The following is a 16,307-nucleotide window of genomic DNA, read 5'->3' as shown; positions in this document are numbered from 1 at the left end:
CGGCGCAGCGATGCCGTCGGGGTTATCCCGCTCGACAGAATCGGGGGCGCGACTTTCCCGGCGCTGTTACGCTCGCGCCCTCGTGCCGCCCGGCCCCTTGTTCACCATGACTTTTCTCGCCATCGACATCGGCAACACGCGCCTGAAGTGGGGCCTGTACGACGCCCCGCGGCCCGGTGCGACGCTGCTGGCGCATGGGGCCGCGTTCCTCGAAACCATCGACACGCTGGCCGACACCGACTGGAAGGCGCTGCCGGCGCCGACCACGATGCTGGGTTGCGCGGTGGCCGGCGACGTCGTGCGCCGCCGCGCCGAGGAGCAGCTCGAGATCTGGGACCTGGAGCCGCGTTGGGTGGTGCCGACGGTGCAGGACTGCGGCGTGATCAACGGCTACGAGCACCCGAGCCGGCTGGGCGCCGACCGCTGGGCGGCGCTGGTCGGCGCGCGCCAGCGGGCGCTGGCCGACGGCGGCCGCCGTCCGGCGCTGGTGGTGATGGTCGGCACCGCGGTGACCGTCGACGCGCTCGACGCCGACGGCCGTTTCCTCGGCGGTCTGATCCTGCCCGGCTTCGGCCTGATGCTGCGTGCGCTGGAGATGGGCACGGCCGGGCTGAAGGTGCCGACCGGCGAGGTCGTCGACTTCCCCCGCAACACCAGCGACGCGCTGATGAGCGGCGGCGCGGCGGCGCTGGCCGGCGCCATCGAGCGCCAGCACCGGCGCCTGGTGCAGGTCACCGGCGCGTCGGCGCTGCTGCTGATGACCGGCGGCGCGGCCGTCAAGCTCGCGCCGCTGGTGCAACCGCCGTTCGAGATCGTCGATTCGCTGATCTTCGAAGGCCTGCTGGCGCTGCAGTCCCGGCGCTGATTGCGCCCCCAAGCTCGCATTCGCTCGCGACCCCGCTGCTGTCGGGGTCAGGTCTCGCGGCTGTTGGGGTCACGCGGCTGTTGGGGTCAGGTCTCGTGAGACCTGACCCCAAGGCCCCAGCGGCAGTCGGGGTCAGGTCTTGCGAGACCTGACCCCAGGCTTGTCGAGGCCTCAGCGGCAGTCGGGGTCAGGTCTTGTGAGACCTGACCCCAGGCTTGTCGCGAGACCTGACCCCAGTCTCGATCAGAGGATGTAGCGCGACAGATCCTCGTCGCGCGACAGCTCGCCCAGGCGGCGGTCGACCTCGGCGGCATCGACCGTCACCGTCTGGCCGCCGCGGTTCGGGGCGTCGAAGCTGATGTCGTCGAGCAGGCGCTCCATCACCGTCGCCAGGCGGCGCGCGCCGATGTTCTCGGTGCGCTCGTTCACGTCGTAGGCGATCTGGGCGATGCGGCGCACGGCCTCGGGTGCCAGCTCCAGCGTCACGCCTTCGGTGGCCAGCAGCGCCTGGTACTGCTTGACCAGGCTGGCGTGGGTGCTGGTCAGGATGGCCTCGAAGTCGTCGACCGACAGCGAGCCCAGCTCGACGCGGATCGGGAAACGCCCCTGCAACTCCGGGATCAGGTCGCTGGGCTTGGCCAGGTGGAAGGCGCCGCTGGCGATGAACAGGATGTGGTCGGTCTTGACGATGCCGTACTTGGTGCTGACGGCCGTGCCCTCGACCAGCGGCAGCAGGTCGCGCTGCACGCCCTGGCGCGAGACGTCGGCGCCGCCGTGCTCGGCGCGTGCCGCCACCTTGTCGATCTCGTCGATGAAGACGATGCCGTTGCCCTCGGCGTTGGCCAGCGCGGCGGCGCGGATCTCCTCCTCGTTGACCAGCTTGCCGGCTTCCTCCTCGGTCAGCTTCTCCAGCGCCTCGGCGATCTTCAGCTTGCGCACGTTGCGCTTGCCCTGGCCCATCTGCGAGAACAGGCCCTTGAGCTGCTCGGCCATCTCCTCCATGCCCTGGGGCCCGAGGATCTCGAGCGAGGGCTTCGGGTCGGCGACCTCGATCTCGATCTCCTTGTCGGCCAGCGTGCCTTCGCGCAGGCGCTTCCTCATCACCTGGCGGGCGGTGTTGTCGCTGCTCTCGCGCAGGTCGCGCGGCGGCGGCACCAGGGCGTCGAGCACCCGCTCCTCGGCGGCGTCCTCGGCCTTGGCGCGCTGGCGGCGGATGGCGCGTTCGCGCTCCTGCTTGACCGCCACCTCGACGAGGTCGCGCACGATGGTGTCGACGTCCTTGCCGACGTAGCCGACCTCGGTGAACTTGGTCGCCTCGACCTTGACGAAGGGCGCGTCGGCCAGCTTGGCCAGGCGGCGCGCGATCTCGGTCTTGCCGACGCCGGTCGGGCCGATCATCAGGATGTTCTTCGGCGTGATCTCGCCGCGCAGCTTCTCGTCGACCTGCTGGCGGCGCCAGCGGTTGCGCCGCGCGATCGCGACGGCGCGTTTGGCGGCGTTCTGGCCGACGATGTGGCGGTCGAGCTCGGAGACGATCTCCTGCGGGGTCATCGAGTGGGTCATCGCGGGGGCGCCGGCCGCGTGGGCCGGGCGGAGGTGGTGCGGTGGGACGGGGTGCGGGCCGGCTCTCAGGCGCCCAGCACCTCGATGGTGTGCGACTGGTTGGTGTAGATGCACAGGTCGCCGGCGATCTCGAGCGAGCGCTTGACGATGTCCTGCGGTGCCAGCTCGGTGTGCTGCAGCAGCGCACGCGCCGCGGCCTGGGCGTAGGCGCCGCCGGAGCCGATCGCGACGATGCCGTGTTCGGGTTCCAGCACGTCGCCGTTGCCGGTGATGATCAGCGAGCTGGTGGTGTCGGCCACGGCCAGCATCGCCTCCAGGCGGCGCAGCACGCGGTCGGTGCGCCAGTCCTTGGTCAGCTCGATGGCCGCACGCTGCAGATGGCCCTGGTGCTTCTCGAGCTTGGCCTCGAAGCGCTCGAACAGCGTGAAGGCGTCGGCGGTGGCACCGGCGAAGCCGGCGAGCACCTGGTCGCGGTACAGCTTGCGCACCTTGCGCGCGCTGGACTTGACGACGATGGTGCCGAGCGTCACCTGGCCGTCGCCGCCGAGGGCGACGAGCGGGCCGCGACGCACGCTGAGGATGGTCGTGCCGTGAAAGGATTCCATGGTCCGTTGCAAGTGAGGCCGGCCGAGGCCGCTTCAAGTCCGGGCGTTGCCCGCCTAGACCTTGCGCACCTGGACCTTGGCGTGGGCGTTGATGCCCATCGCGCCGAAGAACAGCGCGACGAGGCGGTGGGCGTCGACGAACATCACCGAGCGCTTCTCGGTCTCGCCCTTGGTGATGACCCAGTTCAGCAGGTCGCCGGCGGCGATGAAGTCGACGCGGATCAGGCGTGCGCAGGAGACGCTGACCAGCGGCGCCGCGCCGAGCTGGCCGTCGAGCAGGGCCAGCGTCTTGCCGATGTCGCCGACGAGCTGGCCGGAGAGCTCGACGTGGGCCTGCTCGACCTGCAGAACCGTGTCGTCGGGCATCGCCGACTCGAGGAAGCTGGTCGAGACCTCGCCGATCATCGACATCGGCGGCGTGCGCGTGGACGCGCCGGTGCCGCTGATGCGCACGCGGCAGCGTGCCGCTTCCCAGGACGGCGGCGAGACCTCGTAGGTGACGCAGTAGTCGATCGCCGCCTCGTCGAACTGGTCGGCGCGATTGGCCAGGCGCAGCGCGTCCAGACGTGTCAGCCAGTAGGCCGGGTCGGCGTCGCGCACGCCGGTCGGCGCGGCTTCGGCGAGCACGGCAAACAGCTGGTCGCCGGCGATCCAGCGCATCTCCAGCGCCTGCCCGGCCCACAGCCGGAACAGCGTCGACAGCTGCATCGCCGCCTCGGGGTCGATCGAGCGCAGCCGGCTCCAGTCGAAGACCCAGGGCAGCGGCATCTGCAGCGTCAGCGAACGCAGCCGCGCCAGCGCGTCCAGGTCGAGCGACTCGGGGCAGGCCCAGCCGACCTCGCCCGAGGCGCGTGTGGTGGGCTCGCCCGGGCGCGGGCGCTCGTCGGCCACCGCCTCGGCCACCAGCTTGGGCAGCGAGTACCACTGCGGCGCCGACCAGCCGAACTGCTGCGCGTAGTCGATCGCCAGGCTCTCGAACCGGGCCTGCTGGCCGGTGGCCCGGTACAGGTCGAACAGCACCAGCCAGGTCTCGGCGTGCTGGGCGCGCGAGCCCTCGGCCGCGGTCAGCTGCTGCAGCGCCTGCTCGCAGGTGTTGAAGTCGGCATTCGCGAAGGCGATCACCGCCTCGTCGAGCTCGGGGTCGTGCACGACCTCGCTGACCTCGACGGCGAACGGGCTGCCGAACTCGCTGGGCGTGGCCGCCAGATGGCTCGACACGGTGAGCGGCAGCGTCAGTGTCGGGATGGCCGCCGGCAGCGTGGGCGGCGGCAGTTCGCCGAGCGTCTGGCCCGGCGTGGGCTGGGTCAGCGGCGCGAACTCCAGGCCTCGGCTGGCCACACGCGTCGGCTCGGAACGGGCCGGGGCGGGCGCCGCAGGCGGCGGCGACGGCGTGCGTGCACCGGGGCGGCCGCCGTCGTAGTGGTCGCCGACCATCTGCTGTTCGATGGCGTCGATCTTCTCCTTGACGCCGGAGTCGACGCGGGCGCCAGAGGATTCGGGCAGCCGGGCTTCGGAGTCGTCCAGGCGGGAGGAGCCGCCCAGCGCCGCGAGCTGCTCGGGCGACAGGCCCTCGCGGCGCACGCGGCGCAGCATGTCGAACTCGCGCTTGCGGACGAAGTCGTTGCGCCGCTTGCGCTCGATCATCGCCTTGAGCTCGGTCTTCTCGATCTCGAGCTCGCGGTGGTCGTCCTGGCGCGAGTTCAGCTCGGTCCAGTCGGTCGTCGGGTTGGCGACGAAGCGCACGACCTTCTTGAAGAAGCTGTCGCCGTCCTTGGTGTCCGCCATGGTCGTAATGTAGCCGGCGACGGTGGCGCTCCGGCGGCGCTTGCTGGCGGCGACCTCAGTCGCCGAACATCTTCTGCTTGAGCTCGCGGCGCTGCTGCGCTTCCAGCGACAGCGTGGCGGTGGGCCGCGCGAGCAGGCGCGCCAGGCCGATCGGTTCGCCGGTCTCGTCGCAGTAGCCGTACTCGCCGCTGTCCAGGCGCGCGATCGACTGGGCGATCTTCTTCAGCAGCTTGCGCTCGCGGTCGCGGGTGCGCAACTCCAGCGCGTGCTCTTCCTCGATCGTCGCCCGGTCGGCCGGGTCCGGCACGATCGAGGTGTCCTCGCGCAGGTGCTCGGTGGTCTCGCCGGCGTTGGACAGCAGGTCGTCCTTCTGCGCCTGCAGCCGCGCGCGGAAGAAGTCGATCTGCTTGTCGTTCATGTACTCGCTGTCGGGCATCGCCAGCAGCTCGGCTTCGGTCAGATCGCGACCGGCCTTGTTCTTCCAGGCCTCGGCCAGCTTCGGGTCGGCCTTGGTGGCCGGCTTGATCACATCCATCGGTTCGGGCGAATTCTTGGGCGCCGGGCGGGCCGGCGCGAAACGGGCGGTGAAACGGTTCTCCGGCTGGGCCGGAACGGGCGAGGGGGCGGGCGATGCCGGGGTCTTGCCGGCCTTGGAGGCCGTCTTGGCGGCGGCGACCGCGGGCTTGGCTGTGGACTTGCTCACGGGAGTCTCTCCTCGCCCTGTGTCCAGGGACGCGCTGAATGTCCGGTTATACCCGCTGCCCTGGGTCGGGTCCTCGGGGCTGGGCAGCCGCAAGGCGCGCGGATTGTAGCCACGTCCCCGACGGCTGCGCGCAAGGCGCAGCGGGCCCGGCGGGCACCCTCAGACGAGGCACTGCTCCAGCCCCTGCTCGAGGATGTCGCGCGGCAGGTCGATGCCGATGAAGACCAGCTTGCTGAGCTTCTCCTCGCCCGGCGCCCACTTCGGTCCCAGGTCGCTGCCCATCAGCTGGTGCACGCCCTGGAACACGACCTTGCGCTCGCTGCCCTTCATGTACAGCACGCCCTTGTAGCGCAGCATCTTCGGGCCGTAGACCTGGACCACCGAACCGAGGAAGTCCTCCAGCTTGGCCGGGCTGAACGGCCGCTTGGCGCGGAAGACGAAGGACTTCACGTCGTCGTCGTGCGCGTGGTGGCTGGGGTGGTCGCAGGCCTCGCCGTCGTGGTGGTGATGGTGATGATGGTCGTGCGCGTGTGCCTGGTCGGCCAGGAAGTCCGGGTCGATGTCGAGCTTGGCGCTGAGGTTGAAGCCCTTGAGGTCGAAGACCTCGGCGATCGCGACCTCGCCGAAATGCACCGAGCGCTGCGGCGCACGCGGGTTCATCTGGCGCAGGCGGTACTGCAGCGCGTCGAGCGCGGCGGCCGGCGCCAGGTCGGCCTTGCTGATGAACAGCCGGTCGGCGAAGCCGACCTGGCGGCGCGCTTCCTGGCGCGTGTTCAGCTGCTCGTCGGCGTGCACCGCGTCGACCAGCGTGACCACCGAGTCGAGCAGGTAGCTCTCGGCGATCTCGTCGTCCATGAAGAAGGTCTGCGCCACCGGGCCGGGGTCGGCCAGGCCGGTGGTCTCGATGACGACGCGGTCGAACGCGATCAGGCCCTTGCGGCGGCGTTCGGCCAGGTCCGACAGCGTCGAGCGCAGATCCTCGCGGATCGTGCAGCAGACGCAGCCGTTGCTCATCTGGATGATCTGTTCCTCGGTGTCGGCGACGAGGATGTCGTTGTCGATGTTCTCCTCGCCGAACTCGTTCTCGATGACGGCGATCTTCTGGCCGTGTGCTTCGGTCAGCACGCGCTTGAGCAGCGTCGTCTTGCCGCTGCCCAGGAAGCCCGTGAGGATGGTGGCCGGGATCAGTCCGTTGCTCATGGTGTCGGGGGGAGTGGGGATGCCGGGAGAGGCCTTCCCAGTTGAGGGCGGCAGACTGTCTTGCAAGCCCCAGACCGTGTCAAGCGCGTGGGGTATTCTTCGCTACCCCCACTGCCGACACCCTCGTGTCCGAACCTCCTTCTCCCAAGTCCGCGCGCGGCGCGACGACGTCGCCCGCGGACAAGCGCTCGTTCTTCGAGCGCCTCGTCGAGTTCGTCTCGCCCGGCCCCGACAGCAAGGACGAGCTGATGAAGACCCTGGCCGACGCCGAGCAGCGCGAGCTGATCGAGCCCGAGTCCAGGCTGATGCTCGAAGGCGTGCTGCGCATGGCCGACCTGAGCGCCGGCGACGTGATGGTCGCCGCGCCGCGCATGGACCTGCTCGACATCGACGCCGGCTACGACAGCCTGCTGTCGGCGGTCATCGCCGCCGGGCATTCGCGTTTCCCGGTCTACGAGGACAAGCGCGAGAACGTCATCGGCATCCTGCTGGCCAAGGACCTGCTGAAGCTGCAGCGTGCGCCCGAGCTGAACCTGCGCACGCTGCTGCGCCCGGCGGTCTTCGTGCCCGAGAGCAAGCGCCTGAACGAGCTGCTGCGCGACTTCCGCTCCAACCGAAACCATCTGGCGATCGTCATCGACGAGTTCGGCAACACCGCCGGGCTGATCACGATCGAGGACGTGCTCGAGGAGATCGTCGGCGAGATCGAGGACGAGTTCGACGAGCGCGACGACGGCCGCGGCGACGCCGGCATCTACACGCTGGCCGACGGCTCGCAGCGTGTCGCCGGCGACGTCGAGATCGAGGCCGTCAACCGCGCCTTCGCCGTCGAGCTGTCGACCGAGGACTTCGACACCATCGGCGGCCTCGTCGCGCACGAGTTCGGCCGCGTGCCGCGGCGCGGCGAGTCGCTGGAGATCGGCGGCCTGCGCTTCACGGTGATGCTGACACGCGGCGGCGCCGTGCGCTGGTTCCGCGTCTGGCGCATCGGCGAGTCCGGCGAAGCTCGCGCATGACGCGGGCCGCGGCCGTGAACGCCGCCCGCGAGGGGCGGCGGTGACCCGGATCATGTTCACGACGGCGCGCCCGGCCGCGCGTGGGCGCTGGTCGCTGCCGGCGGTGATGGCCGCGCTCGGTGCGCTGCAGACGCTGGCTTTCGTGCAGACCACGGCCTGGCCGCTGGCCGTGGTGTCGACGGCGCTGCTGGCGCTGGCCTGCGGCCGTGCCTCGCCGGGGCGGGCGGCGCTGCTGGGCTGGGCCTACGGCTTCGGCTGGCTGGTGGCGGGCACCTGGTGGCTGTACGTCAGCATGCACCGCTACGGCGGCCTGCCGGCGCCGCTGGCCGGTGCCGGCGTCGCCGCGCTGGCGGCGGCGCTGTCTCTGTATCTCGCGGCGGCGATGGCCGCCTTCGCGCGCTGGCGGCGCGGCCTTGCCGCGCCCGACGCGGCGCTGTTCGCGGCGCTGTGGCTGCTGGCCGAGCTGGCGCGCGGCGTGCTGTTCACCGGCTTCCCCTGGGTCGCCTCGGGCTACGCGCTGGTCGACGCGCCGCTGGCGGCGCTGGCGCCCTGGGTCGGCGTCTACGGCCTGGGTGCGCTGCTGGCTCTCGCCGCCGGGCTGCTGGCGCATGCCGCGGCCGCGCGGCGCGGGCGGGTCGCGCCGGTGCTCGCGGCGCTGGCGCTGCTCGGCCTGCCCGGGCTGGCGGCGCTGCAGCGTTTCGACGCCCCGGCCGGCGCGCTGGCGGTGACGCTGGTGCAGACCAACGTCGCCCAGGACGAGAAGTTCGCCGTCGAGCGCATGCCCGAGGCGATGGCCTGGCTGGAGCAGGCGCTGGACGGCGCACGCGGCCAGCTCGTCGTCGCGCCCGAGACCGCGGTGCCGCTGCTGCCGTTCCAGCTCGCCGACTTCGCGCCCGGCTACTGGGACCGTCTGGTCGCGCGCTTCGCCGCGCCGGGGCGTGCGGCGCTGGTCGGCGTGCCGCTGGGCGACTTCGAGCGCGGCTACACGAACTCGGTCGCCGGGCTCTCCGACGGCGAGCGCTACCGCTACGACAAGCACCACCTCGTGCCTTTCGGCGAGTTCGTGCCGACGGGTTTCCGCTGGTTCACCGAGGCGATGAACATCCCGCTCGGCGACTTCGACCGCGGCGTCGTCGACCCGCCGTCGTTCGCCGTGCTCGGCCAGCGCATCGGCCCGAACATCTGTTACGAGGATCTGTTCGGCGAGGAGCTGGCGCGGCGTTTCGCCGACCCGGCGGCCGCGCCGACGATCTTCGCCAACGTCTCGAACATCGCCTGGTTCGGCGACACGGTGGCGCTGCCGCAGCACCTGAACATCTCGCGCCTGCGTGCGCTGGAGTTCCAGCGGCCGATGATCCGCGCGACGAACACCGGCATGACGGTGGTCATCGACGCCCGCGGCGTGGTGACGGCGCAGCTCGCGCCCGGCACGCGCGGCGTGCTCGAAGCCGAGGTCGAGGGCCGCAGCGGCGTCACGCCGTTTGCCTGGTGGGCGGCACGTTTCGGGCTGTGGCCGCTGGCGGGGCTGGCGGCGCTGGTCGTGATCCTGTCGGCGGGGTGGAGGCGGCGGGCTGCGTAAACTTCCGGGTTTTCCGTTTGCGCGCGCCGTCATGCTCACCTTCCAGCAGATCATCCTCAAGCTGCAGTCCTACTGGGACGCCCAGGGCTGTGCCCTGCTGCAGCCTTACGACATGGAAGTCGGCGCCGGCACCAGCCACACCGCGACCTTCCTGCGTTCGATCGGCCCGGAACCCTGGAAGGCGGCCTACGTGCAGCCCAGCCGCCGCCCCAAGGACGGCCGCTACGGCGAGAACCCGAACCGCCTGCAGCACTACTACCAATATCAGGTGGTGCTGAAGCCCGCGCCGGCCAACATCCTCGACCTCTACCTCGGCTCGCTCGAGGCGCTGGGCTTCGACCTGAAGTCCAACGACGTGCGTTTCGTCGAGGACGACTGGGAGAACCCGACGCTGGGCTGCTGGGGCCTGGGCTGGGAAGTCTGGCTCAACGGCATGGAGGTGACGCAGTTCACCTACTTCCAGCAGGTCGGCGGCATCGACTGCAAGCCGATCACCGGCGAGATCACCTACGGCCTGGAGCGTCTGGCGATGTACCTGCAGGGCGTCGACAACGTCTACGACCTGCAGTGGACCGACACGCTGAAGTACGGCGACGTCTACCACCAGAACGAAGTCGAGCAGAGTACCTACAACTTCGAGCACAGCGACGTCGACTTCCTGCTCTCCGCCTTCTCGGCGCACGAGAAGCAGAGCAAGTACCTGATGGAGCAGCAGCTCGCGCTGCCGGCCTACGAGCAGCTGCTGAAGGCCGCGCACACCTTCAACCTGCTCGACGCACGCGGCGCGATCAGCGTCACCGAACGTGCCGCCTACATCGGCCGCATCCGCAACCTGGCGCGCGCCGTCGCCCAGAGCTATCTCGACAGCCGCGCCCGCCTGGGCTTCCCGCTCGCGCCGCGCGAGTGGGCCGACGAAGTCGCCGCGCAACTCGCGAAGAAGGCGGCCTGAACCATGAACGACAAGAAGAACCTGCTCGTCGAACTCTTCGTCGAGGAACTGCCGCCCAAGGCGCTGAAGAAGCTGGGCGAGGCGTTTGCCGCCGTGCTGGCCGACGGCCTGCGCGCCCAGCAGCTCGCCGCGGCCGACGCCGCCGTCACCGCCTACGCCTCGCCGCGCCGCCTGGCGGTGCAGGTCGCCGCCGTCGCCGCCAAGGCGCCCGACCAGGCCGTCAGCACCAAGCTGATGCCGGTGGCCGTGGCGCTGTCCTCCGACGGCAGCGCCTCGCCGGCGCTGCTGAAGAAGCTCGCCGCGCTGGGCCACGGCGCCGAGGTCGTGGCGCAGCTCAAGCGCCAGGGCGAAGGCAAGAACGAGGCGCTGTACCTGGACAGCGTTCAGCCCGGTGCGACGCTGGCCGAGGGCCTGCAGAAGGCGCTGGCCGACGCCGTCGCCAAGCTGCCGATCCCCAAGGTCATGAAGTACCAGCTCGCCGACGGCTGGACCAGCGTCGACTTCGTGCGCCCGGCGCACGGCCTGATCGCGCTGCACGGCTCGCAAGTCGTGCCGGTCGGCGTGCTCGGCCTGCAGGCCGGCCGCACGACGCGCGGCCACCGCTTCGAGGCGGCGGCGCCGACCGTCGAGATCCGCGACGCCGACAGCTACGCCGCGCAGCTGCGTGACGAAGGTGCCGTCATCGCCAGCTTCGCCGAGCGCCGCGCCGAGATCGTGCGCCAGCTGAACGAGGCCGCCGCGAACGAAGGCCTGAAGCCGATCGACGACGACGCGCTGCTCGACGAGGTGACGGCGCTGGTCGAGCGCCCGAACGTGCTGCTGGCGCGTTTCGAGCCCGAGTTCCTGGCCGTGCCGCAGGAGTGCCTCATCCTGACGATGAAGGCCAACCAGAAGTACTTCCCGCTGCTCGACGCCCAGGGCCGACTGACCGAACGGTTCCTCGTCGTCAGCAACATCCGCCCGGCCGACGCCAGCCGCGTCGTCGGCGGCAACGAGCGTGTCGTGCGCCCGCGCCTGGCCGACGCCAAGTTCTTCTTCGACCAGGACCGCAAGAAGACGCTGGAGTCGCGCATCCCGGCGCTGGCCAAGGTGGTCTACCACGGCAAGCTGGGCAGCCAGGGCGAACGGGTCGAGCGTGTGCGCACGATCGCGCGCCACATCGGCGAGCAGCTCGGCGGCTCGGCACTGGCCGCGCAGGCCGACCGCGCCGCGCTGCTGGCCAAGGCCGACCTGCTGACCGACATGGTCGGCGAGTTCCCCGAGCTGCAAGGCGTGATGGGCGGCTACTACGCGCGCCACGACGGCGAGACCGAAGCCGTCGCGCTGGCCGTCGAGGACCACTACCGCCCGCGTTTCGCCGGCGACGCGCTGCCGCGCACCGACGCCGGCCTGGCCGGCATCACGGTCGCGCTGGCCGACAAGCTGGAGACGCTGGCCGGCCTGTTCGGCATCGGCCAGCTGCCCACCGGCGACAAGGACCCGTTCGCGCTGCGCCGCCACGCGCTGGGCGTGATCCGCATGCTGGTCGAGAAGGCGCTGCCGCTGTCGGTGCCCGAGCTGGTGTCGGCTGCCTTCCGTGCCTTCCCCGAGGGCCACGGCCAGGCCCAGGCCGAGGTGCTGCGTTTCCTCGACGAGCGCCTGGTCGGCTGGCTGCGCGAGCAGGGCTACAGCGCGCACGAGGTCGACGCCGTCGTCGCCTTGCGCACCGAACGCTGGGCCGAGCTGCCGCAGCGTCTGGCGGCGGTGCGGGCGTTTGCCGCGCTGCCCGAGGCGCCGGCGCTGGCCGCCGCCAACAAGCGTGTCGGCAACATCCTGAAGAAGAGCGACGAGGCCGCCGGCGGCGCTGTCGAGCCGGCGCGCCTGGTCGAGCCGGCCGAAGCGGCGCTGTTCGACGCGCTGGGCCGCGTCGCGCCGCAGGCCGACGAAGCCTTCGCCCGTGCCGACTACACCGCCTCGCTGCAGGCGCTGGCGGCGCTGAAGGCGCCGGTCGACGCCTTCTTCGACGCCGTGATGGTCAACGCCGACGACCCGGCGCTGCGCCGCAACCGCCTGGCGCTGCTGGGCACGCTCCATGCTGCGATGAACCGCGTCGCCGACCTGTCGCGTTTGGCGGCCTGACGAGGAGAAGCCGATGCCCGCGCCGTCGATCAAGCTCGTGATCCTGGGCCGCGACGGCATCCTCAACGAGTACCGCGAGGATCACGTCAAGGGGCCCGAGGAATGGGTCACGATCAAGGGCTCGCTGGAGGCCGTCGCGCGGCTGAACCACGCCGGCTGGCACGTCGTGCTGGCCACCAACCAGGCCGGCATCGGCCGCGGCATGATCGACATGGTCTCGGTCAACGCCGTGCACGCACACATGCAGCGCCAGCTGGCCGCGCTGGGCGGGCGTTTCGACGCCGTGTTCTTCTGCCCGCACACGCCCGAGGAGCAGTGCGACTGCCGCAAGCCGCTGCCGGGTCTGCTGCTGGAGGTCGGCCGGCGCTACGGCGTCGACCTGAAGAGCGTGCCGATGGCCGGCGACACGGTGCGTGACCTGGTCGCCGCACGCGCCGCCGGCTGCGAGCCGCACCTGATCCTCTCCGGCCGCGCCGCGGCGCTCGACGACGAGCAGCTGCACCACACGCTGCACCAGGTGCCGGGCGCGCGCGCCCATGCCAGCCTGGCGGCTTTCGTCGACTACATCCTGCAGCGCGACCGCAGCCAGCCGCAGGAGGCGGCCGCGGAGGACCGCAGCTGATGCGCGCCGGTGGGCTGCTGCGCTCGGCGCTGTACTGGGCCTGGCTGACGCTGACCGTCGTGCCCTGGGCGACGGTGCTGGTGCTGGCCTCCGTCGTCGCGCCCAAACGTGTCTGCTACCGCATCTGCGTCGGCTGGGTGACGCTGGCGATCCACAGCGCGCGGGTCATCTGCGGCGTCGACTGGCGCGTGCACGGCATCGAGAACGTGCCGACACGTGCCGACCGCCGTTCGGCCGTCGTGCTCGCCGCCAAGCACCAGTCGACCTGGGAGACCTTCGCGCTGCCGATGCTGATGCCGCACCCGATCGCCTACGTCTTCAAGCGCGAACTGCTGTGGGTGCCGTTCTTCGGCTGGGCGCTGGCGCGGCTGGACATGATCCACATCGACCGCTCGCGCCGCGCCGAGGCCTGGAACAAGGTCGCCAAGCAGGGCCGGCGCCTGTTCGACCTGGGCAACTGGGTGATCATGTTCCCCGAGGGCACGCGTGTGCCGCGCGGCAGCCAGGGCGCCTACAAGACCGGCGCCGCGCGCCTGGCCATCACCGCCGGCGTGCCCATCGTGCCGATCGCGGTGGCCGCCGGCCGCTGCTGGCCGGCCAAAAGCATGGTCTTGCGGCCGGGCTGCGTCGAGGTCTCGATCGGCGCGCCGATCGACGCCACCGGCCGCCAGCCCGATGAGCTGATGCACGAGGTCGAAGCCTGGATCGAGACCGAGATGCGCCGCCTGGACCCCGAGGCCTATGCGGCCAGGCCCGCCGCGTCGTCGGCCCAGGGCCTGGAGCGCGGCGAGGTGTAGGCGCCGGCTGTCGGCGAGCTCGGCCTCGGCGCCGCCGTGTTGGCACGCTCGTTGCGTCCGGCGGCGCCGATGAGCCCGCGCACCGACCTGGAACTTGCCTCGCCGGCCCGGCGCCGCATCGCCTCCACGCCGGCGACGGCGACGCAGCGCGTCTACGACACGATCCACGCCGCGATCGTCGAGCACCGTCTGGCGCCGGGCACGCGGCTGCGCGAGGTCGAGCTGGCCGAAGGTTTCGGTGTCTCGCGCACCGTCGTGCGCCAGGCGCTGCACCGGCTGGGCCAGGACCAGATCGTCGAGCTGGAGCACAACCGCGGCGCGCGCGTGCCGCAGCCGACACGCGAGCAGGCGGCCCAGGTCTTCGACGCGCGCCGCGTCGTCGAGTGCGAGCTGGCGCGGCGCCTGGCCGGCAAGCTGCGCGCCGAGCAGCGGGCCGAGCTCGAGGCCCTGGTGCGCCAGGAAGCCGAGGCCGAGGCGCGCGGCGACGCACCGGCGGCGATCCGGCTGTCGGGCGAGTTCCACCGCGCGCTGGCGCGTTTCGCCGGCAACCCGGTCTTCGTGCGCCTGCTCGACGAACTGCTGCCGACGACCTCGCTGCTGATCGCGCTGTACCAGGGCGGCAGCGCGCGCACCTGCGCCGCGCACACCCACACCGGGCTGCTGACGGCGCTGGCCGGCGCCGGCGGCGGCGCGGCCGGCGAGATGCGCCGCCACCTGTCGGAGATCGAACGTTCGCTGAGCGTCGGCGACACCGTCGCGCCGACACCGCTGCGCGACCTGTTCGCGCCCTACCGCGAAACCTGAGCCGGCTTTCCTAGAATCGGGCATGCCGTCCGTGCCCGACGCCGCGTCCACGCACCAGCTCTCGTTGTTCGACGCGCCGCCCGCGCCCGCCGCGCCGCCTGCTGCCGCGCGTGCGGCAGCGCCGTCGCCGGGTGGTTTCCTGCACCCCCGCGCCCAGCGCGAGATCCGCCTCGGCGAGCACCTCGTCGGCTACGAGCTGCGGCGGGCACGCCGGCGCAGCATCGGCTTCGTCATCGGTGCCGAAGGCCTGAGCGTCAGCGCGCCGCGCTGGGTGGCCGCGGCCGACATCGACACGGCGCTGCGCGCCAAGGCCGGCTGGATCCTGCGCAAGCTGCACGAGCAGCGTGAACGCGGCCGGCGCCTGGCCGCCGCGCGCGTGGACTGGCGCGACGGCGCGACGATCCCCTTCCTCGGCCGCGACCTCGTGCTGCGGCTGGACCCGGCGGCCACCGGCGCGATGCTCGACGCCGAGAGTGGCACGCTGCGCCTGGGCCTGCCGCAGGGCGCGAGCCGCGAGCAGTGGCGCGACGCGGTGCAGAGCTGGCTGCAGCGCCAGGCCCGGCGGGTCTTCGAGGAGCGCATCACGATGTTCGCGCCGCAACTGGGCGTGAAGGTCCGCCGGCTGACGCTGAGCTCGGCGGCCACACGCTGGGGCAGCGCCAGCGCCGACGGCTCGATCCGGCTGAACTGGCGCCTGGTGCACTTCGCGCTGCCGGTCGTCGACTACGTCGTCACGCACGAACTGGCGCACCTGCGCGAGATGAACCACAGCGCGGCGTTCTGGGGTGTCGTGCGCTCGGTGCTGCCCGATTACGAGCAGGCACGCGGCGCGCTGCGCCACGAGGTGCTGCCGGTCTTCGACTGACGCGCTGCCGCGCTCACGACAACGCCGCGAAGCCCGCACCCTGCAAACGTTTGGGGGCGCAATCCGTCCCTCGGCGTATGGGCGTCGGCGGGGTCTTGCGTCACACTTGGCTACACGCTGTCATCACCGTCGGCGCAGGGAATCGGTTCCAAGAAACCGGCGAGAGGCGGTGGTCCTTCCGGGGGCCGCCGCCCGCTCGATGCCCACCGGGCCTGATCCCGTCGGCCCGCTCCTCCCCCATCCCCCGTTTTCGCTGCCGGCGCTCGCGTCCCGCCTGGCGCCGCGCTCCGGGCCGGCCCTGAGCCGCGGGCCGTCGCCGCGGCTTACAGTTCGGCGTCCCGCTTTACGTTGACGTCAACGTCACTCGCCATGGATCCGACGCGCCCGGGCGCCCGCACCTACACCATCACCGAACTCGCGCAGGAGTTCGGCATCACGCCGCGCGCGATCCGCTTCTACGAGGACGTCGGCCTGCTGACACCCGCGCGCGAGGGCCGCAACCGCGTCTATGCGCCGCGTGACCGCACGCGGCTGAAGCTGACGCTGCGCGGCAAGCGCCTGGGTTTCTCGCTGCAGGAGATCAAGCAGCTCGTCGACATGTACGAGTCGCCGTCGGACACCGCGCAGCAGCTGCAGGCCTTTCTCGCCACGCTGGCCGCGCACCGGCGCCAGCTCGAGCAGCAGCGCGAGGACCTCGAGCTCGCGCTGGCCGAGATCGCGCAGCACGAGGATCGCTGCCGCACGCTGCTGGCCGCTGCGGCGCCGCCGCCACGACGTCGGGTCAGCCCTCGTTGAGCCGCGCCGCCGGGCCGGGTAGATTGACGTTTACGTAAACG

Annotated in this window: 15 protein-coding genes; 10 read left to right on the top strand and 5 right to left on the bottom strand. The window is 71.5% G+C overall.

Annotated elements, in window-relative coordinates; translation table 11 throughout:
* Positions 1 to 106 precede the first annotated feature (106 nt).
* Complete coding sequence (locus tag LOC65_RS02895; RefSeq protein ID WP_029718559.1) at positions 107 to 865, top strand: type III pantothenate kinase; 759 nt, start codon at positions 107 to 109, stop codon at positions 863 to 865.
* A gap of 243 nt (positions 866 to 1,108) precedes the next feature.
* On the opposite strand, the gene hslU is transcribed toward LOC65_RS02895, so the two are convergent.
* The 5 genes from hslU to LOC65_RS02870 form a co-directional block, all read right to left on the bottom strand.
* On the bottom strand, positions 1,109 to 2,428 hold the full coding sequence (hslU, locus tag LOC65_RS02890; RefSeq protein ID WP_230246567.1) for an ATP-dependent protease ATPase subunit HslU: 1,320 nt from the start codon (positions 2,426 to 2,428) through the stop codon (positions 1,109 to 1,111).
* A gap of 65 nt (positions 2,429 to 2,493) precedes the next feature.
* Positions 2,494 to 3,033 (bottom strand): ATP-dependent protease subunit HslV, encoded by a 540-nt coding sequence (gene hslV / locus LOC65_RS02885; RefSeq protein ID WP_230246566.1) that lies wholly within the window; start codon positions 3,031 to 3,033, stop codon positions 2,494 to 2,496.
* A 54-nt stretch (positions 3,034 to 3,087) separates the two neighbouring features.
* Positions 3,088 to 4,818, bottom strand: a complete 1,731-nt coding sequence (locus tag LOC65_RS02880; RefSeq protein ID WP_230246565.1) for a hypothetical protein — start codon at positions 4,816 to 4,818, stop codon at positions 3,088 to 3,090.
* A gap of 55 nt (positions 4,819 to 4,873) precedes the next feature.
* Positions 4,874 to 5,521, bottom strand: coding sequence for an RNA polymerase-binding protein DksA (gene dksA / locus LOC65_RS02875; RefSeq protein WP_009855815.1), 648 nt, complete (start codon positions 5,519 to 5,521; stop codon positions 4,874 to 4,876).
* Between the two features lie 159 nt (positions 5,522 to 5,680).
* Positions 5,681 to 6,721 (bottom strand): GTP-binding protein, encoded by a 1,041-nt coding sequence (locus LOC65_RS02870; protein ID WP_009855816.1) that lies wholly within the window; start codon positions 6,719 to 6,721, stop codon positions 5,681 to 5,683.
* A gap of 125 nt (positions 6,722 to 6,846) precedes the next feature.
* Between LOC65_RS02870 and LOC65_RS02865 the strand changes: the two genes are divergently transcribed.
* The 9 genes from LOC65_RS02865 to LOC65_RS02825 all read left to right on the top strand — a co-directional run bounded on the left by LOC65_RS02865 (position 6,847) and on the right by LOC65_RS02825 (position 16,266).
* A complete protein-coding gene (locus LOC65_RS02865) occupies positions 6,847 to 7,737 on the top strand; it encodes a transporter associated domain-containing protein (protein ID WP_230246564.1) in 891 nt (296 codons plus the stop codon).
* 52 nt (positions 7,738 to 7,789) lie between these two features.
* The gene (gene lnt / locus LOC65_RS02860) at positions 7,790 to 9,316 is read left to right on the top strand and encodes an apolipoprotein N-acyltransferase (protein ID WP_230246594.1); all 1,527 of its coding nucleotides are present in this window, start codon (positions 7,790 to 7,792) and stop codon (positions 9,314 to 9,316) included.
* A 31-nt stretch (positions 9,317 to 9,347) separates the two neighbouring features.
* Entirely contained in the window at positions 9,348 to 10,265 is a 918-nt protein-coding gene (gene glyQ, locus LOC65_RS02855) for a glycine--tRNA ligase subunit alpha (RefSeq protein ID WP_009855819.1), read from the top strand.
* A gap of 3 nt (positions 10,266 to 10,268) precedes the next feature.
* Positions 10,269 to 12,383 (top strand): glycine--tRNA ligase subunit beta, encoded by a 2,115-nt coding sequence (gene glyS / locus LOC65_RS02850; RefSeq protein WP_009855820.1) that lies wholly within the window; start codon positions 10,269 to 10,271, stop codon positions 12,381 to 12,383.
* 13 nt (positions 12,384 to 12,396) lie between these two features.
* Positions 12,397 to 13,005, top strand: a complete 609-nt coding sequence (gmhB, locus tag LOC65_RS02845) for a D-glycero-beta-D-manno-heptose 1,7-bisphosphate 7-phosphatase (RefSeq protein WP_009855821.1) — start codon at positions 12,397 to 12,399, stop codon at positions 13,003 to 13,005.
* Positions 13,005 to 13,802: a 1-acyl-sn-glycerol-3-phosphate acyltransferase gene (locus LOC65_RS02840; RefSeq protein ID WP_230246563.1), complete on the top strand. Its 798-nt coding sequence runs from the start codon at positions 13,005 to 13,007 to the stop codon at positions 13,800 to 13,802. The genes gmhB and LOC65_RS02840 overlap by 1 nt, the downstream gene beginning before the upstream one ends.
* Positions 13,803 to 13,871: 69 nt before the next feature.
* Positions 13,872 to 14,606, top strand: a complete 735-nt coding sequence (locus LOC65_RS02835; protein WP_009855823.1) for a GntR family transcriptional regulator — start codon at positions 13,872 to 13,874, stop codon at positions 14,604 to 14,606.
* Between the two features lie 22 nt (positions 14,607 to 14,628).
* The gene (locus LOC65_RS02830; RefSeq protein ID WP_009855824.1) at positions 14,629 to 15,471 is read left to right on the top strand and encodes a M48 family metallopeptidase; all 843 of its coding nucleotides are present in this window, start codon (positions 14,629 to 14,631) and stop codon (positions 15,469 to 15,471) included.
* Positions 15,472 to 15,840: 369 nt separating this feature from the next.
* The gene (locus LOC65_RS02825) at positions 15,841 to 16,266 is read left to right on the top strand and encodes a MerR family DNA-binding transcriptional regulator (RefSeq protein ID WP_009855825.1); all 426 of its coding nucleotides are present in this window, start codon (positions 15,841 to 15,843) and stop codon (positions 16,264 to 16,266) included.
* Positions 16,267 to 16,307: the final 41 nt, after the last annotated feature.

This window comes from Rubrivivax sp. JA1055 (assembly GCF_020966565.1).
GTDB lineage: Bacteria > Pseudomonadota > Gammaproteobacteria > Burkholderiales > Burkholderiaceae_C > Rubrivivax > Rubrivivax benzoatilyticus.
The sequence above is the reverse complement of the archived record's forward strand: the minus strand, read 5'-3'. Positions and strand labels throughout refer to the sequence as shown.